21 protein-coding genes are annotated in these 20,718 nt (G+C 47.4%); 15 read left to right on the top strand and 6 right to left on the bottom strand.

All coding sequences use genetic code 11. The annotated features are described in order from the left end of the window. Nucleotides 1–36: 36 nt before the first annotated feature. The 6 genes from nrdF to ACKPCD_RS11665 all read left to right on the top strand — a co-directional run bounded on the left by nrdF (nt 37) and on the right by ACKPCD_RS11665 (nt 6,022). The gene (gene nrdF / locus ACKPCD_RS11690) at nt 37–1,002 is read left to right on the top strand and encodes a class 1b ribonucleoside-diphosphate reductase subunit beta (RefSeq protein ID WP_068558591.1); all 966 of its coding nucleotides are present in this window, start codon (nt 37–39) and stop codon (nt 1,000–1,002) included. A 340-nt stretch (nt 1,003–1,342) separates the two neighbouring features. Continuing rightward, a complete protein-coding gene (locus ACKPCD_RS11685; protein ID WP_321433300.1) occupies nt 1,343–2,455 on the top strand; it encodes an ABC transporter substrate-binding protein in 1,113 nt (370 codons plus the stop codon). A gap of 6 nt (nt 2,456–2,461) precedes the next feature. Next, entirely contained in the window at nt 2,462–3,319 is an 858-nt protein-coding gene (locus ACKPCD_RS11680; protein WP_407702674.1) for an alkaline phosphatase family protein, read from the top strand. Then, the gene (locus tag ACKPCD_RS11675; RefSeq protein WP_321433298.1) at nt 3,306–4,151 is read left to right on the top strand and encodes an ABC transporter permease; all 846 of its coding nucleotides are present in this window, start codon (nt 3,306–3,308) and stop codon (nt 4,149–4,151) included. Before ACKPCD_RS11680 ends, ACKPCD_RS11675 begins: the two co-directional genes overlap by 14 nt. A 3-nt stretch (nt 4,152–4,154) precedes the next feature. Beyond that, on the top strand, nt 4,155–4,973 hold the full coding sequence (locus ACKPCD_RS11670; protein ID WP_321433297.1) for an ABC transporter permease: 819 nt from the start codon (nt 4,155–4,157) through the stop codon (nt 4,971–4,973). Nucleotides 4,974–5,005: 32 nt separating this feature from the next. Then, nucleotides 5,006–6,022, top strand: a complete 1,017-nt coding sequence (locus tag ACKPCD_RS11665; RefSeq protein ID WP_086989787.1) for an ABC transporter ATP-binding protein — start codon at nt 5,006–5,008, stop codon at nt 6,020–6,022. A gap of 65 nt (nt 6,023–6,087) precedes the next feature. Here ACKPCD_RS11665 and chrA read toward each other — a convergent pair whose 3' ends face one another. Both chrA and ACKPCD_RS11655 read right to left on the bottom strand, forming a co-directional pair. Continuing rightward, nucleotides 6,088–7,179, bottom strand: coding sequence for a chromate efflux transporter (gene chrA, locus ACKPCD_RS11660; RefSeq protein WP_321433296.1), 1,092 nt, complete (start codon nt 7,177–7,179; stop codon nt 6,088–6,090). A gap of 36 nt (nt 7,180–7,215) precedes the next feature. Beyond that, a complete protein-coding gene (locus tag ACKPCD_RS11655) occupies nt 7,216–7,992 on the bottom strand; it encodes a PHP domain-containing protein (RefSeq protein WP_321433295.1) in 777 nt (258 codons plus the stop codon). A gap of 204 nt (nt 7,993–8,196) precedes the next feature. Here ACKPCD_RS11655 and ACKPCD_RS11650 point away from each other — a divergent pair, with 204 nt between their 5' ends. Then, nucleotides 8,197–9,696: a gluconokinase gene (locus tag ACKPCD_RS11650; RefSeq protein WP_068558567.1), complete on the top strand. Its 1,500-nt coding sequence runs from the start codon at nt 8,197–8,199 to the stop codon at nt 9,694–9,696. Between the two features lie 65 nt (nt 9,697–9,761). Here the strand turns inward: ACKPCD_RS11650 and ACKPCD_RS11645 are convergent, their stop codons facing one another. After that, entirely contained in the window at nt 9,762–10,244 is a 483-nt protein-coding gene (locus ACKPCD_RS11645; RefSeq protein WP_068558564.1) for a glutathione peroxidase, read from the bottom strand. Nucleotides 10,245–10,468: 224 nt separating this feature from the next. Here ACKPCD_RS11645 and pta point away from each other — a divergent pair, with 224 nt between their 5' ends. From pta to ACKPCD_RS11615, 6 genes are all read left to right on the top strand, one after another. Continuing rightward, nucleotides 10,469–11,443: a phosphate acetyltransferase gene (gene pta, locus ACKPCD_RS11640; protein ID WP_321433294.1), complete on the top strand. Its 975-nt coding sequence runs from the start codon at nt 10,469–10,471 to the stop codon at nt 11,441–11,443. A gap of 154 nt (nt 11,444–11,597) precedes the next feature. Beyond that, nucleotides 11,598–12,080, top strand: a complete 483-nt coding sequence (gene tsaE, locus ACKPCD_RS11635) for a tRNA (adenosine(37)-N6)-threonylcarbamoyltransferase complex ATPase subunit type 1 TsaE (protein WP_086989779.1) — start codon at nt 11,598–11,600, stop codon at nt 12,078–12,080. A 1-nt stretch (nt 12,081) separates the two neighbouring features. After that, nucleotides 12,082–12,612: a GNAT family N-acetyltransferase gene (locus tag ACKPCD_RS11630; protein WP_068558548.1), complete on the top strand. Its 531-nt coding sequence runs from the start codon at nt 12,082–12,084 to the stop codon at nt 12,610–12,612. Between the two features lie 678 nt (nt 12,613–13,290). Further along, nucleotides 13,291–14,259 carry a metal ABC transporter substrate-binding protein gene (locus ACKPCD_RS11625; protein WP_321433293.1) on the top strand — a complete coding sequence of 323 codons (969 nt, stop codon included), beginning with the start codon at nt 13,291–13,293 and terminating at the stop codon, nt 14,257–14,259. A gap of 158 nt (nt 14,260–14,417) precedes the next feature. Beyond that, the gene (locus tag ACKPCD_RS11620) at nt 14,418–15,071 is read left to right on the top strand and encodes a phosphoribosyltransferase (RefSeq protein ID WP_321433292.1); all 654 of its coding nucleotides are present in this window, start codon (nt 14,418–14,420) and stop codon (nt 15,069–15,071) included. After that, entirely contained in the window at nt 15,064–15,708 is a 645-nt protein-coding gene (locus tag ACKPCD_RS11615) for a dienelactone hydrolase family protein (protein WP_086989777.1), read from the top strand. The genes ACKPCD_RS11620 and ACKPCD_RS11615 overlap by 8 nt, the downstream gene beginning before the upstream one ends. 117 nt (nt 15,709–15,825) lie before the next feature. On the opposite strand, the gene ACKPCD_RS11610 is transcribed toward ACKPCD_RS11615, so the two are convergent. From ACKPCD_RS11610 to ACKPCD_RS11600, 3 genes are read right to left on the bottom strand one after another with little or no spacing between them, the layout of a single operon-like run. Then, nucleotides 15,826–16,611 (bottom strand): SDR family oxidoreductase, encoded by a 786-nt coding sequence (locus ACKPCD_RS11610; protein WP_321433291.1) that lies wholly within the window; start codon nt 16,609–16,611, stop codon nt 15,826–15,828. 43 nt (nt 16,612–16,654) lie between these two features. Then, nucleotides 16,655–17,410, bottom strand: a complete 756-nt coding sequence (locus tag ACKPCD_RS11605; RefSeq protein ID WP_321434565.1) for an exodeoxyribonuclease III — start codon at nt 17,408–17,410, stop codon at nt 16,655–16,657. Nucleotides 17,411–17,430: 20 nt separating this feature from the next. Continuing rightward, nucleotides 17,431–17,679 carry a hypothetical protein gene (locus ACKPCD_RS11600; RefSeq protein WP_321433290.1) on the bottom strand — a complete coding sequence of 83 codons (249 nt, stop codon included), beginning with the start codon at nt 17,677–17,679 and terminating at the stop codon, nt 17,431–17,433. 324 nt (nt 17,680–18,003) lie between these two features. Here ACKPCD_RS11600 and murB point away from each other — a divergent pair, with 324 nt between their 5' ends. Both murB and ACKPCD_RS11590 read left to right on the top strand, forming a co-directional pair. Further along, entirely contained in the window at nt 18,004–18,918 is a 915-nt protein-coding gene (murB, locus tag ACKPCD_RS11595; protein WP_321433289.1) for a UDP-N-acetylmuramate dehydrogenase, read from the top strand. A gap of 87 nt (nt 18,919–19,005) precedes the next feature. Next, nucleotides 19,006–20,709, top strand: a complete 1,704-nt coding sequence (locus ACKPCD_RS11590; protein WP_321433288.1) for an ABC transporter ATP-binding protein — start codon at nt 19,006–19,008, stop codon at nt 20,707–20,709. Nucleotides 20,710–20,718 lie beyond the last annotated feature (9 nt).

The following is a 20,718-nucleotide window of genomic DNA, read 5'->3' as shown; positions in this document are numbered from 1 at the left end:
TGCAATAATCGCAAAAGTCTAACGGAGGAATGAAGGATGGCAAACAAGCCTTATATAGCAATCAACTGGAACAGCATCGAAGATATGCTGGACAAGTTGACATGGGAAAAACTGACGGAACAATTTTGGCTGGATACGCGGATCCCGTTGTCCAATGATTTGGACGACTGGCGCACGCTCAGCAAAGCGGAGCAGGATATGTTGGGGAAAGTGTTTGGAGGATTGACGCTTTTGGACACGCTGCAATCGCAGGACGGCATCGCCGCTATGAAGGAAGATATGCGCACGCAACACGAGGAAGCGGTATTGAACAATATCCAATTCATGGAATCGGTGCACGCGAAAAGTTATTCCTCGATCTTCAGCACCTTGAATACGAAGGCTGAAATCGAGGACATCTTCAACTGGACCAACAGCAACGAATTTATCCAACGCAAAGCCAGTCTGATCAACGATATCTACAAATCCGGCAATCAGTTGGAAAAGAAAGCTGCCAGCGTGCTGTTGGAATCTTTCTTGTTCTATTCCGGATTTTATGCACCGCTTTGGTACCTCGGCAACAACAAATTGCCGAACGTCGCGGAGATCATCAAACTGATCCTGCGCGACGAATCGGTCCACGGCACGTATATCGGCTATAAATTCCAGATCGCTTACAACCAACTGTCCGAAACGGAGCAGGAAGAAGTCAAGAACTGGGTCTATATGCTGACGTATGAACTCTACAATAATGAAGTGAAATACACGCAATACATCTACGACGAGTTGGGCTGGACGGAGCGCGTCAAAGTTTTCATTCGCTACAATGCAAACAAAGCCCTGCAGAACCTGGGCTTCGATCCGTTGTTCCCGGACACGGCCGACGATGTGAATCCGATCGTCATGAACGGTATCTCGACCGGCACCAGCAACCACGACTTCTTCTCGCAAGTCGGGAATGGCTACCTGTTGGGTGCCGTCGAGGCGATGGAAGACGAAGATTACGTCAAATGGATAGACTAAACTGAAAAGCAAGGAGAGCAGCGGATCGATTCGCCGCTCTCCTTGCTTTTTTTGCATATGTGCCTCGACAATTTTAGTGTTGCTTGCTGAGGCAGGTTCCGGAACCATGGATAACTTTCTATTATTCATGTTTTAGCTCGTCATTGCGTCTGAATGAACAGAAGCTAGTGCTATCCAATTTTTTCGAAAGGAATGCTGCAACCGCATGGTTTCATTGCCGTTTACAAAAGGTTAACAACGAATCCAACTGTTCTTTACATCCGACTGTTAGTATTTATTTGTAGTCAAATACGTAACGAAAAAGAATGAAAAATTCATTCATAAATAAGGAGAGAATAAAATGAGATTGTCCAACAAAAGATTGTTTGCCGGTTTGGCATTGAGCAGCATGCTTGTTTTGAGCGCATGTGGAACGGGAGCAGCGACAACTGCTGAGGCGGAAGTCGATCTGAACGCCTTGACATTGAGTGAAATTGAAACACAAGCCAAAGAAGAGGGCCATGTGGAATCGGTAGGGATGCCGGATACATGGGCCAACTGGGGCGAGACTTGGGACGAACTCGAAACAACTTACAACTTGACGCATGCGGACACGGATATGAGTTCAGCTGAAGAATTGGCTTTGTTCAAAGCGGAACAGAAAAATCCGACGAAGGATATCGGCGATGTCGGCCAATCTTTCGGACCTGTTGCCGAAGCGGACGGCCTGACATTGGCCTACAAAACATCTTACTGGGATGATATTCCGGAGTGGGCGAAGGATGATGATGGCGATTGGATCGTCGGTTATTACGGAACATTAGCGTTCATCACTAATTCTGAAAAAGTAACGGATATCCCGACCAGCTTCGCGGATATTTTGGAAGGCGATTATAAAGTTACGATCGGTGATGTAAATGCCGCAACCCAAGCACAAAATGCGGTACTGGCTGCAGCCATCGCAAATGGCGGAGATGAAACCAACTTGGATCCAGGCATTGCCTTTTTTGCGCAACTGGCTGAACAAGGCAGATTGGACCTGGGCGACACTTCATTGGCCCGTTTAGAATCAGGCGAAATCGAAGTCGGCTTGTTCTGGGACTTCAACGCATTGAATTATGCGAACCAAGTTTCCGAAACAAATCCGAATGCCAGTTTTGAAGTGACTGTTCCGTTGGATGGAACGATCCAAAGCGGATATGCAACAGTCATCAATTCGACGTCTCCCAATCCGCATGCTGCAGCCTTAGCCCGCGAATATATCCTTTCTGATGAAGGCCAGATCAACTTGGCGAAAGGCTACGCACGTCCTATCCGTGATAATGTCGAATTGCCGCAAGAAGTGCAGGATATCTTGCTTCCGGAAGAGCAATACGTGAAGGCGCAACCGGTCTCTGACTTTGATGCATGGGAAGAGGCTGCAGCCGGCCTGGGCCAAAGATGGCAAGAAGAAGTACTGACAAAAGTAAAATAATCGAGGTTGAATAGAGTGGATAAAGTAATTTTTGTAGTGTTGGACGGATTGAATGCCAAGACAGCCCATAACCATATGGGCTTCTTGGAACATCTGGTCGAAAAAGGAATCATGGCGGCTTACACCATCACATCAGAAATGCCCGCACAATCAAGGCCCTTGTATGAAGTTCTGCAGACTGGTGTGCCGGCTGCCGAAAACGGCATCACCTCGAATCGCACAGTCCGTCGTTCCAAAGAACAGAGTGTTTTTGAAATCGCCAAGGACAACGGACTCAAGACGGGGGCGGCCGCTTACTTCTGGGTAAGCGAGCTGTATAATCGGGCACCCTTTCAAATGATGGAGGATCGCATTCAACTGGATACGAATGCTCTCATCGAGCATGGCATTTTTTATCATGAAGATCATTACCCGGACAGTCATCTGATTGCGGATGGCGATTACTTGATCCGGAAGAAAGCGACGGATTATACGCTGATCCATTCGATGAACATCGATGATGCCGGCCATAAATTCGGCGCCGACAGCAAGGAATATGTACAGGCGGCCGTCCGCGTTGATGCTGAACTTTCTCAGTACATCTGGAGATGGATGAGCGAAGGCTATCAGATCGTGGTCACTTCCGATCATGGCATGAATGACTACCATACACATAACGGTATTTCTGACGAAGATCGGTTGGTTCCGCTCTATTTGTTTTCTGATAAGGTAATCGTCAAAGACTTCCGCAAAGAAGAGGCAGTCGTCCCGCAGCTCGAGATTGCGCCATTTTTATGCAATTTGCTGGGCATTCCGGCCGGAGATCGCATGCAGGCGGTTCAGGGAATCCTTATGAAAAGAGGGTCTGGCGATGCTGCAGAATGAAAAACGCAAGTATCTCATATTGCTGCTGCCGTTCGCGCTGCTCATCCTCCTGTTCGAATTGATGCCGTTAGCCAACATCTTCATCAACAGCTTCAGGAATTCGGCAACAGGCAGCGTTACGTTCGCCAATTTCACGACCTTGTTTACGAGCGAATACTACTTGATGTCGATCAAGAACAGCCTGTTCGTTTCCTTGCTTTCCGCATTCATCGGGATCGCGTTGGCGCTCCTGGGTGCCTATGCCATCCATACAGCGGGCGACAGGATGAAAAAGTTCTACATCACCACTTTGAACATGACTTCAAACTTCCAAGGAATCGTATTGGCGTTTGCGTTCATCCTGTTGTTGGGGAATTCAGGGATACTGACGACATTGGGTGAGAAATGGAACTTGGCTGTATTGAACAACTACGACCTGTACACAACCTCAGGGATCCTCATCACCTTCATTTATTTCCAGATTCCTCTGGCGACCTTGTTGCTTTATCCTTCGTTTGACGGCATCAAAACCGAATACAAGGAAGCGGCGAGCCTGATGAATGCGACGGCATGGCAATTCTGGACAAAAATCGGCCTCCCGTTGGTGCTCCCCAGCATTTTCGGAACCTTTTCCGTCCTCTTCTCCAATGCGCTGGCAGCCTATGCGACACCGTATGCTCTGCTCGGGAACAATTATGCCTTATTGCCGATCCGGATTTCATCCATGTTCACAGGTGATGTCGTCCAACAAGTGGAGTTGGGAAGTGCCTTGTCGATCGTGATGCTCGTATTGATGAGCACGATGACGGTTTTAAGCAACAGCCTGTTAAAGAAATTCAGAAAGGGTGTGTAAAAAATGAAGAAACGAAGCACGCCCTTTTCGTCATTCATCATCGTCATCCTGTCCGTGGTTTTACTGCTGCCGCTGTTTGTGACGCTGTTGAATTCTTTGTTCAGGGATTTGAGCAACATCATCCCGGAAGGGTTCACTTTTGAATTTTATAGCGGAATTTTTGTGGAGTCAGGCGGGATGGCGGGCGCGATAGGCAGGTCTTTGCTGATCGCGATCATTCCGACGTTGGTTCTATTGCTGCTGCTTTTGTTGGCGATGTATGTCGTGCAGATTCATTACCCGAAATGGGATAAGTATTTGGACCTATTGTCAAAAATCCCTTACGGCATCCAAGGGGTCATCCTTGCGGTATCAATCATTTCGCTCTATGCCTCTTCCAGCACCTTTCTGTCGAATCGCATTTTTTTATTGAGCTGTGCCTACGGAATCGTCATTCTTCCCTACATGTACCAAGGCATCAAAAATGCTTTGACCACACTGGAAGTCATGCCGATTCTGGAAGCCGCGGAAACGTTGGGCGCCAGTAGGCTTTATGCCTATTTCCGGATCATCGTACCTAGCGTGTTGAAGGGACTGGTTGCGACGATTTTGCTCTCGATAGGCATTTTGTTCAGCGATTTCGTATTGGTGAACATCATTGCTGGAAGTTACTATGAAACAACCAGCATTTTCCTGGATAAGACCAGAAGTGTATCGGGACATGCAGCCAGCGCTATTTCAGTAGTCATCTTCTGCATCATGCTGATTTTGACGAATTTGGCGGGTTATCTGGGATCGAAAGAGACCAAAAAAGCAAAAACAAATACAAAAATGGAGTTATAGCTTCACGTTTTGTTACGTATAGAGGAGAAATAATGGCTTATATAGAATTCAGAAACATTCGAAAATCATATGACGGTGAAAATTTAGTGTTGAAAAATCTTGATCTGCAGGTGAATGAAGGCGACTTGGTCACGTTGTTGGGCCCATCCGGTTGCGGAAAATCAACTTTGTTGCGTTCGCTTGCCGGTTTTGAAAGTATCGATGGGGGGAGCATCCACATCAACGGTCAGGATGTGACGGAGTTACCGCCGGGGAAACGGAATATCGGAATGGTCTTTCAACAATACTCGCTGTTCCCCAACATGAATGTAGCGGAGAACATCGCATTCGGTTTGAAGATGCAGAAAATGGATCCGGGTCTGATCAAAGAAAAAGTCGCCCGCATGATCGAGCTCGTTGGCTTGTCCGGTAAAGAGAACCATTATCCGACGCAATTGTCCGGCGGCCAGAAGCAACGGGTAGCTTTGGCACGCGCCATCGTGACTGAACCGAAAGTATTGTTGCTGGATGAGCCGCTGTCTGCTATTGATGCGTTGTTGCGGAAGAATCTCCAAAAGCAGATCCGTCGCATCCAGAAGGCTTTGCATATCACGACGATTTTTGTGACACATGATCAAGATGAAGCGATGCTGATGTCGGATGTCATTCATGTCATGGCTGCCGGAAAAATCGAGCAGTCCGGCACACCGACGGAAATATATACGCATCCCAAAACGCATTTCGTAGCTTCGTTCATCGGCAACTACAATTTGTTGAGCGGTTCGGAGTTTGAAAAGCTGACCCGGATAAAAACGCAGGCTAGCCAAATCGCCATCCGTCCGGAGGCCATCGAGTATTTCAAGGAACCGCAGCCTGAGACGGATGAACACCTGTATTTCAAAGGGAAAGTCATCGATGAAACGATCAGCGGGAATATTTTGTCATACGTGATCGAAACCGAGCAGGGCGTTGCGCTGCGAGCGGATCATCTGTACCGCACCTTCAATCTGCTTGATAAAGGCGAGCTCGTTTTTATGAAAGTAGAGAAGCGAAATATTTTGGAGTTTTAAAAAGAGCCCCTCATCACCGCCGGAATAAGGCAAGTGATGAGGGGCTTTTTGTCTGGATGATACATTCAAAACATCGTGACCAGCCAACCGATGAATCCACCCATGATGATCAGATAGGAAGAATTCACCTTGAATCGAGTGAGGCCGATAAAACTGGCGGCAAAAATGACGACACTGACCCAAGAGACGAAGGTGGCCATCCCCAATTGCCAAGATACGGATGCCATCAATGCCAGCGAAGCAATCGTGATTCCGTCCAAAATAACGGAGAAGATTTCGGATGATCGTAGTCGGTTGAACAGCGGATGCAACAAAAGAATCAGCAGGAAGGAAGGCAAAAAGATGCCGACAGTCGCCAAGATGGCACCCGGGACGCCCTGAATCAGATAGCCAACAAAAGTCGCCGTCGTGAAGACCGGGCCTGGGGTGAACTGGCCGATCGCAACGGCATCCAGCAACTGTGTGCTGGTCAGCGCAGCATAGCGCTCGATGAATTCAGCCTGTAAAAAAGCCAATAGCACATAGCCGCTCCCGTAAAGGACCGATCCGATTTTCAAGAAAGTCAGGAACAGCAGCATCAGCGACATCGGTTCGATCGCCAGATGATGCGAGCGCCATTTGGATAATTGCTGCATCAGCAGCATCGTCAGTCCGGTCAGGATGAGGATCGTGATTTCGCCGACGCCCATCAGCGACAGCAGATAGGCCGCCAAGAACAAAAGCAACGATTTGCTGTCCTTGATGGTCGTCTGTCCCAGCCGAAAAAGGGCCTGGATGATGACTGCAAGGATGACCGGTTTGATGCCGCTGAAAAGCGCTTCGATGAGCGGCACTTCGCCGTACTGTTTATAGAACATAGCCAGCAGCAACAAGATTGTCATGGCCGGAAAGATGAAACAAATGCCCGCCAAAAACAATCCGATTTTCCCGCCGCGCTTGTAGCCCAACGCGATAGCCAGTTCCGTAGAGTTCGGACCGGGAATCAGATTCGTGAATCCGAGCAGATCCATGAATTCCGTCTTTTTAAGCCATTCCCGCTTCGTCACCAATTCGTCCTCCATCATGGCGATGTGTGCGGCTGGACCCCCAAAAGCGAAAAGACCCAGTCGGGCAAAAACAAAGCAAATTTCCTTGTAGATTTCTTTGGTATTGGTCATGAGGTTCCTCCATCAAAGATATAGTTTACAGCCGATTCAGATGGGTTCGGTATAGCCAACTTGATTTTTGAAAAGGGTCAATTCGTGCACACCCAAATCCTTTAACAACGCGATGGCATCGTCGAAGTGATAGCGGTATTTCTGGATGCTGTGCGCATCTGAACCAAGACTGAATCGGGTACCGCCCATTTCCAGATAGAGGCCGATCATATAGCGGTACAAGTCGGCGTTGTTGTATTCATACATGCTGCGCGTGTTCAATTCCAGTGCCATTTCTTTCGCCACGATTTCATCGAGCAGCCCCTTCAGCAAAGGCTCGAATTCCCGAAGATCGTCTACCGTGACGGGCAAGCGACGGATTCCGTAATCAAAGTGCGCGAAAACATTTGCGCCATCGACTTGCCGGACAGCTTGCGTACAGAGCTCGAAATATTCCTTCATGACCGCTTTGGGGTCCATCTCATCGATGATTGGCTGCAAGTAATCATAGCGCCCGTTTTGGTGAACACTCAGCAGGATGACATCAAAGGCTTTGCCTTCCAGATAAGCTGTAATTTGCGCGTGGGACTCAGGCGTATAGCCGACCTCGATGCCACAGCGGATGCGTCCATCGTGGATTGTGTTCAGTGCGTCTATTTTATCCCTGTAGGTGGCATAATCCAAGACAGTGTCCACGCCGCCGTTGTAGGCATCGTGGAAATCCAGGTGCTCCGTTGTAACGAGCAGTCCGTCTGTTTGCTCGAGATAATTTTCAAATGATTCCGCAGAATCGGGCGAAAAATGCGTATGCATATGTTGATCGTAGTAACCCAAAATTATTCCTCCTTGTGCATGGATGTCACCAGTATAGCAGACAGCGATGGATTTCCAGAAAAGATTCCGTTAAGAAAATGTAAACCATCGAAGCCAGAATATTAAACATTATCAAAAAATTTGCGCCAATGCTTGTGGAATTTTGCTATAATGATTAAGGTCGTGGAAAAATAAGATAAATTTTTTGGATTGGTGGTTTTTTATTTGGCAGCACGATATGTCATGGGAGTGGATGTCGGTACCACAAGCACAAAAGCCGTACTGTACGAAACGGACGGCTCAGCTTATGAATCAGCGTACGCACATTATCCATTAATTAAAGAGAATCCCGAAATGGCGGAACAAGACTTGGATGAGATCTTTTCAGCCGTATTGAAAACAATAAAAGCAGTCATACAGAAAGCTGAACTGGGCCCGACGGATATTGCCGGGATCGGCTTTTCGAGCGCCATGCACAGCTTGATCCTCATGGACGCGGAAGGAACGCCGTTGACTCGGAGCATCACCTGGGCCGATAATCGTTCAAAAAAATACGCAAGCATGCTGAAGCATTCCGGAATGGGCCAGCGTTTTTACGAAAAAACAGGCACACCGCTGCATCCGATGTCCCCGATAAGCAAGATTCTTTGGCTGAAAGCAGAAAAGCCCGAAGTGTTCCAAGCAGCGCGTTGGTTCATCGGCATCAAGGAATACATTCTCTGGCGGCTGTTCGGTGAATTCGTCGTGGACTATTCCGTTGCCTCGGCTACCGGATTGTTCAATATCCGGGAATTCCGCTGGGATGAGGAAATTCTGGAATTCTGTGGCATCACGAGTCAAATGCTGCCGTTGCCGGTAAATCCTGGTAAACAACTGAGCGGCCTCTCGGAGGAAGTGGCTGAGTTGCTGGGGCTGGCTGCGGATACGCCCTTCATAGTTGGAGGGAATGACGGCTGCTTAGCCAACTTGGGTATGGGAGCGATTCGCGCCGGTACGGCAACAATCACGATCGGTACGAGTGGTGCGGTCCGGATGACGAGTGAAAAACCTTATGTAAGCCCGGAAGGACGTACATTCAGTTATATCCTGGATGAAAACCATTATGTGAACGGCGGCGCCGTCAACAATGGCGGAAACATCTTTGATTGGGCCATCAAACAATTTTTGCCGGCCAATGTTGCTGATGAGGATCTCTACGACAAAGCGATGGAGATGATTGCGAACGTCGCACCTGGCGCTGATGGGTTGGTTTTTCATCCCTATCTGAACGGAGAACGGGCGCCTTTGTGGAATGCGGATGCCAGAGGGAATTTCAGCGGCATCAACATGCTGCATACGAAAGAACATTTTTTGCGCTCCGTTTTGGAGGGGATCTGCCTGAATCTGAAGGATGTGCTGGCAACGGTCATCTCTATGAACGGCGAACCAACAAAAATCATGGCCAGCGGGGGCTTTTCGCGCTCGCTGGCTTGGCGCCAAATCTTGACGGATATCATCGGTATGCCGATCGAATTCCCGGAAACTTTTGAAAGTTCCTGTACGGGTGCCGCTTTGATCACGCTGAAGAGCTTGGGCTTGGTGGAATCCGTGGATGACGCAGAAAAGTTGATGGGTGCTTCAATCGAACATCAACCGAACGAAGACAGCAAGTCCGTCTATGCGGCGATGTTCCCGCGTTACCAGCAGATGAGCAGGCTCTTGCAGGAATTTTATACAGAACAATGAAATAGAACCAATAAACAAAGGCAAGGCAACTGAGTGAAACTCAGTGGCCTTGCCTTTTTGTGCACTCAAAGAGGGTTTGGTTGTTCCAGTGCGCTTTCGATCAGCTTCGTCATTTTCTTCGGTGCCGTGATCGGGGCAAAACGCTTGATGATTTCGCCGTCGCGGCCGATGAGAAATTTCGTGAAATTCCACTTGATCGCACCGCCTCCGGTCTGTTCGACCAGATATTTGTAAAGAGGATCTGCATTCTCACCGTTCACTTCGATTTTATCGAAAATCGGAAAAGTGACGCCATAATTGAGTCGGCAGAATTCAGCAGCTTCGACTCCATTCAAAGGTTCTTGGTTATTGAACTGATTCGATGGAAATCCCAAAATGATGAAATCCTTGTCTTTGTATTTTTCGTAAAGCTCCTCCAGTTCATCCAATTGCCCCACCAAACCGCACTTCGAAGCTGTGTTGACGATGCAGATGACTTTTCCTTTATACTGTTCCAATGATACAGATGACTGATCTGTTTTAGTTGCTGAATATTCATAAATGGACATATTGAAGGACTCCTTTTATTATGCTACTTTTAAATGCTAAAACATAGTATAAACAACAATGTAAAGGATTGCAAAAGATAAGGCCCGCAAAAAAGTGAAGGAGATATGACAGTTTCATGAGAAATGATGAAATTGTAACAGTAAATTCCATAAATGTCTGTTTTTTTTTTCGTATTTGCTGTATGATAGTTGAGTATTATAAATCGAATCTGGAGGGATTTTTTTTGGACATGTTTGAAGGCTTAAGCCAAAAAATCGTAGGAAAAAAAATAAAAATCGTTTTCCCGGAAGGCTTAGAACCAAGAATCTTAGGTGCAGTCGTACGTCTTAAAGCGGAAGACTTAGTGGAACCAATCGTTATCGGAAATGTGGATGCAGTTAAAGAAGCTGCAAAAGGCCGCGGATTCAGACTAAATGGTATCCAAATCATCGATCCAACTGATTATGCTGAACTCGATGAAATGGTTGCGTCATTTGTCGCTCGCCGTAACGGAAAAGTCAATGAAGAACAAGCAAAAAAATTATTGTTGGATGAGAATTATTTCGGAACAATGCTAGTACACATGGGTTTGGCAGATGGCTTAGTGAGCGGTGCCGTTCACTCTACAGGTGATACTGTCCGTCCAGCACTTCAAATCATCAAAACAAAACCAGGCGTAAGCCGCACAAGTGGTGCTTTCATCATGATCCGTGGTACTGAAAGATTCCTTTTCGCTGACTGTGCAATCAACATCAATCCTGGCGCTCAAGAATTGGCTGAAATCGCTGTTGAAAGTGCTAAGACAGCTGAAATGTTCGAAATCCAACCAAATGTTGCTTTGATGAGCTTCTCAACAAAAGGTTCAGCGGCATCACCAGAAGTTGACAAAGTAGTGGAAGCTACAAGAATCGCAAAAGAATTGGCTCCTCAATACAACATTGACGGTGAACTGCAATTCGATGCAGCTTTCTCTGAAGTAGTCGCTAAACAAAAAGCACCTGGCTCAACTGTAGCCGGTCAAGCCAAAGTCTTTATATTCCCTGAAATCCAATCAGGAAATATCGGCTACAAAATTGCACAACGTTTCGGTGGTTTCGAAGCAGTAGGCCCAATCCTGCAAGGTTTGAACAAACCGATCTCCGATTTGTCGCGCGGATGTAACGAAGAAGATGTCTATAAAACAGCCATCATCACAGCAAACCAAACATTACTTGATTAATAAGAGAATGGAAAGCATGGATCAAATCCGGCTTTCCATTTTTTTTTGCAAGCCAAATTGGACTATGCTCAGAAAAAAGGTGCATTCCGGAGTGAATATTTCTATAATAAGGAATGGAACAAAATAAATTGGTGAAGATGGGGGCAGAAACAGAATGTTCACCTTAACAGCAAAGAATGAAGAAGAAACAAAGTGGATAGCTGCGCAATTGGCGCAACTATTGGAACCGAAAGACGTCATACTCCTTGAGGGAGATCTAGGTGCCGGGAAAACAACCTTTACAAAAGGGTTGGCGAAGGGCTTAGGTATTGATACTGTCATAAAGAGCCCCACGTATACTTTGATCAGAGAGTACACGAAAGGCAGGTTGCCGCTGTACCATATGGATGTTTATCGTCTGGAGGATGTCGGAGGCGATGATATGGGCTTGGAGGAATATCTGTATGGGAATGGGGTTTCGGTGATTGAATGGGCTACCTTCATCGAAGAGGAATTGCCGGATGCATATTTGACGATCCAATTGGTCCCTACCGGGGAATTTTATGAAAACCGGGAAGTCACATTTATCCCGACCGGCGAACGCTATGATGCTTTGGTCGAAACACTACAGGGAATACTCAAGAAAGAAGGACAATAATATGCGCAAGAGAGAAAAAGTCGAAATCATGATCCGGGAAGCCATTCCGGCCGATGCAAAAGACATCATCGCTTTCAGCAAAAAGACTGGCGCTGAGACACCGTATTTGGCATATGGAGCTGAAGGGTTGGAATTGTCCGAAGCTTTCGAGGAACTTTATCTGGAAGACTTGATGGAGAAAGACAACAATGTCATGCTGATCGCGACGATAAATAACAAGCAATTGATTGGTTTGGCGTCTGTCGGGGCAACGGATAAACCCAAACTTAGACATGTCGGTGAAGTCGGCATTACGGTCGAGAAGGAGTATTGGGGATTCGGAATCGGATCGGTCCTTATGGAAGAAATCGAGACTTGGGCAATCGAGAGCGGCGTGATCCGCCGCTTGGAGCTGACAGTCCATGGCGAAAACGAACGCGCCATCCATCTTTATGAAAAAATGGGGTACCAACGAGAAGCGGTGATGCCGCGTGCCATGTTGATTGACGGGGAATTTATCGATGGCGTCATGATGAGTCTGATGATCGATTAATATACAAAAGCAGCGTGACGGTTTAGGTGAAAAATTTGGGAAATTTTTTTATTTAAATCGTCATTTTCTGCTTGACTTGATAACGCTTACATGTTATTATAACTATACAAAGAGAGACATACTAAGTAAGACTAAGAAACAAAAAAGAGTATGCCACTCTTTCAGGGAAATCCTTCAAAAAGATTTTCCGGTTAACAGCTTTTCAGTCAAGCTGTTAATGCAAAATCTTAGATGGTTCGGAATTTGTGTCCTAGATAATTTTCTAAGCCATGAAAACTTGATCCATTCTAAGATCAATAAACAGTAGATTTCATTCAAGCAACTGGAAGCGAAAGCTTAGATGACTTGCCTGAAAACCAAGCGTAACCAGTATTGAAAAGTTCGTAGATCATTAAGATTGAACAATCAATGAAGCGAGGATGAGACTACTGATTTAGGAGGAAGTGTTCCGAAAGTTGGAGCACTTCCTTTTTTTTGCGTTGTAGTAAGGACAGGAGTGGGTTGCTTTCGATAAGTATAAAAATTTATACATATGAAGGATTAAATTATTTGATACAAAATGCTTGCATCTGCATAATCTTTCAGTTATCCTTTAAAACGTAATCGTTACGATTTGTCGAGTGAGAATCATTATCCGATTTTGGATAGTCCATAAAGAGAAGACGGAGGAAGAGCAAAATGAAACAAAAAAAGAGCATGAAGTGGGCTTTGTCGCTAGTAGGGGCAACTGCACTATTGGCTGGTTGCGGAGCAGCCGGGAGCACAACAGAAAATACGGAGTCGGACAAGCTGCAGGTTGTCACGACCTTTTATCCGATGTACGATTTTACGAAACAGGTTGCGCAGGACGATGCCGAGGTGAGCATGCTTTTGGAAGCCGGAATGGAGGTGCATTCCTTTGAACCTTCGAGCCAGATGATCGCCGAAATCCAAGATGCCGATGTTTTCATCTACAACAGTCCCGAGATGGAGACATGGGTGCCGGGTGTGCTGGCGTCCATCGATACTTCGGATATGGTGGTCATTTGTGCGAGCGACGCAATCATGCTGTTGGAGTATGAAGGCGAGGCTCACGCGCACGATCATGAGTCTGAGGAGGAAGGGGCGAATGCTGGTCATTCGCATACTGTCGATCCGCATGTTTGGTTGGACCCTGTGCTTGCGCAGACAGAGGTATCGACGATTGCGGAAGGATTAGCTGAAGCGGATCCAGACAATGCTGAGGATTATCTGGAAAATGCCGGAATTTATAACGGGAAACTGAATGAATTGGATGAAGCCTACCGAGCTGCATTTGAAGGAACAGAAAACCGTACTTTCGTGACGCAGCATGCGGCTTTCGCTTATTTGGCGGCCCGCTATGATCTTAATCAGATTTCCGTAACGGGTCTGAATGCCGAGGTTGAACCGAGCGCGGCAGCTTTGGCCACACTTTCCGATTACGTGAAAGCCAACAATATTTCGCATATTTATTTTGAGAACAATGCTTCTTCACAGACCGCGGAGACGCTTGCGGAAGAGGTCGGCGTCGAACTGGCGGTATTGAGTCCTCTCGAAGGGATCACCGAAGAGGACCAGAAAAAGGGTTCGGATTATCTTTCGGTCATGCTGGATAATCTTGAGGCATTGAAGAAAAATATCAACTGATCCAGAAGTGTTATTGCTCCTCCTTGGGACCTTTGCGTGCTATGATTTGGTTGAGAAAAAACTGCAGAAAAAAATTGCAGTGAAAATCGGAAAACAGTCGAACAACATGCACTTGTTTCAGTCAATGGGAAGATATTGTCGGACAAGGAGGGAACGTTATGCTTTTTAACGATCGTAAAGAGGCCGGCATGCTGCTGGCGGAAGCTTTGGAGAAGTACCGCGGAGAAGATATCGTCGTATTTGCTTTGCCTCGAGGGGGAGTGCCTTTGGGCGTGGAGATCGCCAAGAAATTGGCGGCACCGTTGGATTTGCTCATTACCAAAAAAATCGGACACCCATTCAATCCTGAATATGCCATCGGGGCCATCACAGAGGGTGCGGATCCGATCTTCAATCCGGGCGAGCATGGGGTGCTGGACAAGCATTGGTTGGAATGGGAGCTGAAGCGGCTTCGTCAGGAAATCAAACGGCGCAGGGAAACATATGTCGGAGCAGCGAACATCCAGTCCCTCGGAGGAAAAACGGCCATCATCGTGGATGACGGCATCGCGACCGGATTCACGATGTTCGCCTCGATAGCGGCCCTCAAAAAGCGGAATCCGAAACGCATCGTCGTGGCGGTTCCGGTCACACCGGAGGATACCGCGAAAAAGATGGACCAGATGGTGGATGCAGTCGTTGCCTTGGAGCGGACGGATGACTATCTCGGAGCGGTGGGGGCCTACTATGTCCGCTTCGATCAGCTTGACGACAATGAGGTCGTCGCCTTACTCCGAAGTATGCATGTGAAGGAGGAGAAGGCAGATGAGTGATCCAGAAACGGCAGTCAGGATAACCGGTGCGGGCGTCACCTTGATGGGTGATTTGGTCCTGCACAGAGACCCGAAAGGCCTTGTCATTTTTGCCCACGGTAGCGGCAGCAGCCGACACAGTGTGCGCAACAAATACGTGGCCAGCGTACTGCGGGCACATGGCTTGTCCACTTTGTTGTTGGATTTGTTGACGGAAGCAGAAAGCGAGTGGACCGACAAGCGTTTTGATATCGATCTGTTGGCTCAGCGGTTGACGCTTGCCGAGAATTGGGCCAAGCAGCAGGATGAAACGAAACAGTTGCCGATCGGGTATTTCGGATCCAGTACGGGAGCGGCAGCTGCTCTGCAATCGGCAGCTGCGTTAGGCGATGAAATCAAGGCCGTTGTTTCGCGAGGCGGACGTCCGGATTTGGCGAAAGCATATTTGGCCAAAGTCACAGCCCCGACGTTGTTGTTGGTGGGTGGCTATGATGACGGCGTAATCGAGCTGAATGAGCAGGCCTACGCATTACTGAACTGCGAAAAAGAAATGACCCTTATTCCGGGAGCCACCCACCTGTTCGAAGAAGCCGGGACACTGGAACAGGTTGCCGAGTTGGCTGCACAATGGTTCGTGAAGCAGTTTCCGGGAAAATAAGGCCGACCGAATTGATTCGGGCCGGATAACAAAAATAAGCAGGATACCTTTCATATGAAGGTCGTCCTGCTTATTTTTGTGGGTAGTTCAGCATGCGCGTTCACCCAACCTGGCCGATCATTCAGCTTCGGGATTATAGGTCCAGCCATGGTCGTTGTGGTAGATCATGAGCTTGGACATCCCGCCATCGACAGTGAAATTCTGTCCGGTGATGAAGCCGGCTGCGTCGCTGCAGAGGAAACGGATCATCTGTACGATATCATCCGGCACACCGACACGGCCGACGGGATGCTGCAGGAGATCCGCGGCTTCATAGTCCGGTTGATAGTTTTCCTCTTTATGGAAGGAACCCGTGTCGATCCAACCCGGGCTGATGGAATTGACCCGGGCTTTCCCGGCCAATGAGATACTGAGGGCGTGCGTCAACGCGAGGATGCCGCCTTTAGCCGCCGAGTAACTTTCGGTGTCCTTTTGCGACATGAAACCGCGGCTTGATGCGATGTTCACGACCGAGGCGCCAGCTGTGAACACCGGTAAAAATAAGCTCGTCAACAGGTATGGAGCTGTGATGCCCAATGCCAGGACATAATTGAAGTCCTGAAAGGAACACGCCGACAGGATTCCTTTTTTGCTGATGCAGGCGTTGTTCACCAGATAATCGACTTTGCCGAAGCGTTGCTTGACGGCTTCCGCAAAAGCGTGAAGGGCAGCCTCCTCAGCGATGTCTCCGTGATGGAAATAGACATCGTTCGTTGCGAAACGGGAAACGATCTTTTGGCCGGCTTCCTTATCCGTGTCCACGAATGCGACAGCGGCCCCCGCAGCCAAAAATGATTCCACCGTGGCTCGGCCGATGCCGTTTGCTCCGCCAGTCACCACGACTACACGATTTTGAAAATCCATATTCCATTCCTCCCGACTGATTGATGCTTCTGATATTTCGTTACTACAGCGAAAGCTTCAGCGATACCGGGCAATGGTCGCTTCCGAAGATATTTTCATGGATATCCGCGTCGACCAGGGCATCCTTCAAAGCTTCCGATACCAGGAAGTAGTCGATCCGCCAACCTGCATTGTTTTTGCGGGCGTTGAAGCGGTAACTCCACCAGGAATATCTGCCTTCCGCATCCGGATGGAAGTAGCGGAAAGTATCGATGAATCCGTTCGCCATCATTTCGCTGAACTTGGCGCGTTCCTCGTCCGAAAAGCCCGCGTTTTTGCGGTTCGTTTTCCAATTCTTCAGATCGATGTTTTCGTGGGCAACGTTGAGGTCACCGCAGACAATGACCGGTTTTTCTGTCTCCAGGCCCTTCAGATAAGCCAGAAAGGCCGTTTCCCAATGCATCCGGTAGTCCAACCGCTTCAGCTGCTCCTGTGAATTCGGGGTGTAGACGTTGACCAGGAAGAAATCGCCATACTCCAAGGTGATGACGCGTCCTTCCGAATCATGTTCGGCAACGCTGATGCCTAATCGGACAGAGAGCGGGGTATGTTTCGTGTATATCGCGGTTCCTGAATAGCCTTTGCGATCGGCATAATTCCAGTAGGATTCATATCCGGGAAATGCTAGCTCGATCTGTCCTTCCTGCAGTTTTGTTTCCTGCAGACAGAAGAAATCAGCATCGAAGTCCGAAAAAATATCCGCAAAGTTCTTGTTTACGATTGCCCGCAAGCCATTGACGTTCCATGAGACAAATTTCAGTTCCATTTTGTCCACCTACCTTAACGTAACGCAAACGTATAATAAAGGAACAGGATGAAAATGATCAGGTTGAGGACAGCCAAAGACCATTTCATTTTCGGTTCCGGGATGTTCAGCGCAAAAATCGTTCCAACTAGCGGCAAAAACAGCGCCAACGCTAATGATGTAGTGGATACTGAATCAGGATCTTTGGTGGTAAAAAGGTAAAGCGGATATAGGATCGACAAGAGTGTAAAAGTGATCCCGTTTCTGATTTGTTTCGGTTGCATAGAGCAGCCTCCTTTATCTATTATCTATCCTATTTTACCATACCTGCACGTTCTAATCGCAAAGAAGAGGGCTGAAAGAAACGTTCAAAGACGAAAATGGATTCCCGTTATCTAACAATGCTGTTTCAAATTGATTAAATTGTAAATTATTTCATAAACTTGTGTTAGAATAGCATGAATAGGTGCATAATTGATTTTTATTAAAATTAGGTTAATTAAAGGTTAAAAGCCTATAATTAATTGCTGCCGCTTACTAATTTGATACAAATCGGTATTAAGTGATGTTAAAATGGACTACATAAATAAATTTAGTGGGTGAAATGAATGTTGGGAAAGGAAATAAAACAACAGTTTCCTGAAATGATCGTTAAAGAGAATGAAAAATTGTCACACTATACATATACAAAAACAGGCGGCCCAGCAGATGTGCTTGTCTTTCCAAAGTCCAAAGATGAGGTTGCGGCTGTTGTCTCTTGGGTGAACGAGAAACAAGTTCCTTTGACGGTATTGGGCAACTCCAGTAATGTCATCATCAAGGATGGCGGCGTCCGCGGTATCGTTATGATCCTGACGGAAATGGACCACATGGAAGTGAAACGCCATCGGTTGACTGTCCAGAGCGGCGCACGTTTGATCGATGCTTCCCGAATGGCTTTAGCGGAGCGGTTGAGCGGCTTGGAATTCGCATGCGGCATTCCTGGTAGCGTCGGCGGAGCGGTCTATATGAATGCTGGAGCATACGATGGTGAAGTTGAAGAAGTCATCGAATCCGTCGTGGTGATCACCCGCGAAGGCAAAATAAAAACCTACTCGAAGGATGAACTTGAGTTTTCCTATCGCCATAGTAAACTTCAGGAAACGAACGAAATCGTTCTCGAAGTTGTCTTCGATCTGGAAAAAGGCAAGCACGAAGCGATCAAAGCCCGAATGGATGAATTGACTGCCTTGCGCGAGTCGAAGCAGCCGTTGGAATATCCCTCATGTGGGAGTGTCTTCAAACGGCCAACCGGATATTTCACAGGTAAATTGATTCAAGAAGCGGGTCTTCAGGGATTGACGTGGGGCGGGGCGCAGGTTTCGATGAAGCATGCAGGTTTCATCGTGAACATCAATCAAGCTACAGCAACCGACTACATTGAACTGATAGCGCATATCAAAAAAGTCATAATGGAGCATTATGGCGTGCCATTGGAAACGGAAGTCCGGATCATCGGAGAAGATAAAGTGGGAAGCGTATAGGTGAAAAGAAGGCTGGGTGTGAACATTCAGCTCTTTTTTGGATAGCACTTAATTATTTTTTGAATATACTAATGAAGGAGGATAGCCATGCGAAGACCACTGATATCTTTTCAGAACTTTAGTTTCACTTATTCAGATCAAAACGAACCGACTTTGGAAGAACTGAATGTCACTATCTACGAAGGGGAAAAAATACTTGTGCTCGGCCCTAGCGGATCGGGGAAAACGACCTTTGCCCGCTGCCTTACAGGCGTATTGCCGAGTGAAGAGAACGGCGATGTGAGTGGAAATATCCTCTTTCACCATCAGGTTGACCAAACAGTAGCCCCTTTTGAAGATTTTCTTCCGAATGAAATGAAGCTGATAAAGAATAGCATGATTCCCCACGCAGATCAGATGGGAAAATTTGGAGTGAAACAACAAATTCCATTCCGTTCCGCTGAAGATTTGAAAAAACTGGAGAATTGGCACGAATTTTTGCAGAAACGGCCTTATCTGAAGCGCAGTTTCATGAAATTGTCGGAACAGCAATTGGGTGACATCACAATGGCGGGTATCTCCTTGGATGGCAAACCATTGATTTTATTTGATGAGCCATTAGCGAATCTGGACCCGAGTTCCGGGGATTTGGCCATGAAATTCATCGACGATCTGCATCGCGTCAGCGATACGACGGTCCTCATCATCGAACATAGGCTTGAAGATGTTTTGGCACAACCAATCGACCGCATCCTGTTGTTTTCCGGTGGACGGATCATCGCTGACGCAACGCCGGAAGAGATACTCCGTACCGAAATTTTGAGCGATATCGGCATCAGGGAGCCGCTGTACATCACGGCGATGCGCTATGCCGGAGTCGATCTGGACAATGTCAGGGAGCTGGCGAATGTAAAGAAAGTGAACGGACCGCAATTAAAGGAACAGATGGAGAGTTGGCTGAATTATTTGCCGCAATTCCGTTATGCCGACTATGATGAAGTGCTTTTGGAACTGGATGGTTTATCGTTCAAATATCCTTGGAATGACGAGGACATCGTCGATGGAGCCTTCCTCCGAATTTACAAAGGGGAAATGCTCAGCCTTGTCGGTGCGAACGGCGCCGGAAAATCGACGCTTTCCCGTTTGATGACCGGAGAAGAAAAACCACAAAGTGGCCGGATCTATTGGAAAGGCCATGAAATCAGCGACATTGATGCGGATGAGGCTGAAAATTACGTAGGTTATGTCCCGCAGAATCCGAAAGACAGTTTGTCACAGGAAACCGTATATGCAGAAATTGCCTTAACACTGAGACAGCGCAACATGGACGAGGAAGCGATCGAAAAGAAAGTTGATGAAGTTGCGAAAGTCTGCGGATTGCAATACATAAAAGACTTACCGTTATCCATGCTGAGTTTCGGCCAACTGAAACGGGTGTCGATTGCAGCCGTATTGGCGCTTGACCCTGAGCTGATCATCCTGGATGAGCCGGCCGCCGGACAAGATTTCAGTCACTATAAAGACATCATGCACTTCCTCCAACAGATCCACCAGAACGGCGTGACCGTCGTCATTGTAACGCATGATATGCATCTGATGCTCGAATACACCCGCAGAGCGGTCGTTATGGCCAAAGGGAAAATTGTGGCTGATACGAGTTCCGCTTTTGTCCTCATCAATCCAAGGCTGATTCAAGTAGCTTCACTGAAAGAGACCACATTGTTCACCTTCGCGAATCAAATCGGTATGACGGATCCTTACTCCTTTACGGAAAAATTCGTCTACTACGATCGGGCTGCGCGTCTGTTCTAATAAAATTCA

The sequence above is a fragment of the Trichococcus flocculiformis genome (assembly GCF_963662535.1).
Classification (GTDB): Bacteria; Bacillota; Bacilli; order Lactobacillales; family Aerococcaceae; genus Trichococcus; species Trichococcus flocculiformis.
This window is presented reverse-complemented; position numbering and strand designations above follow the sequence as displayed.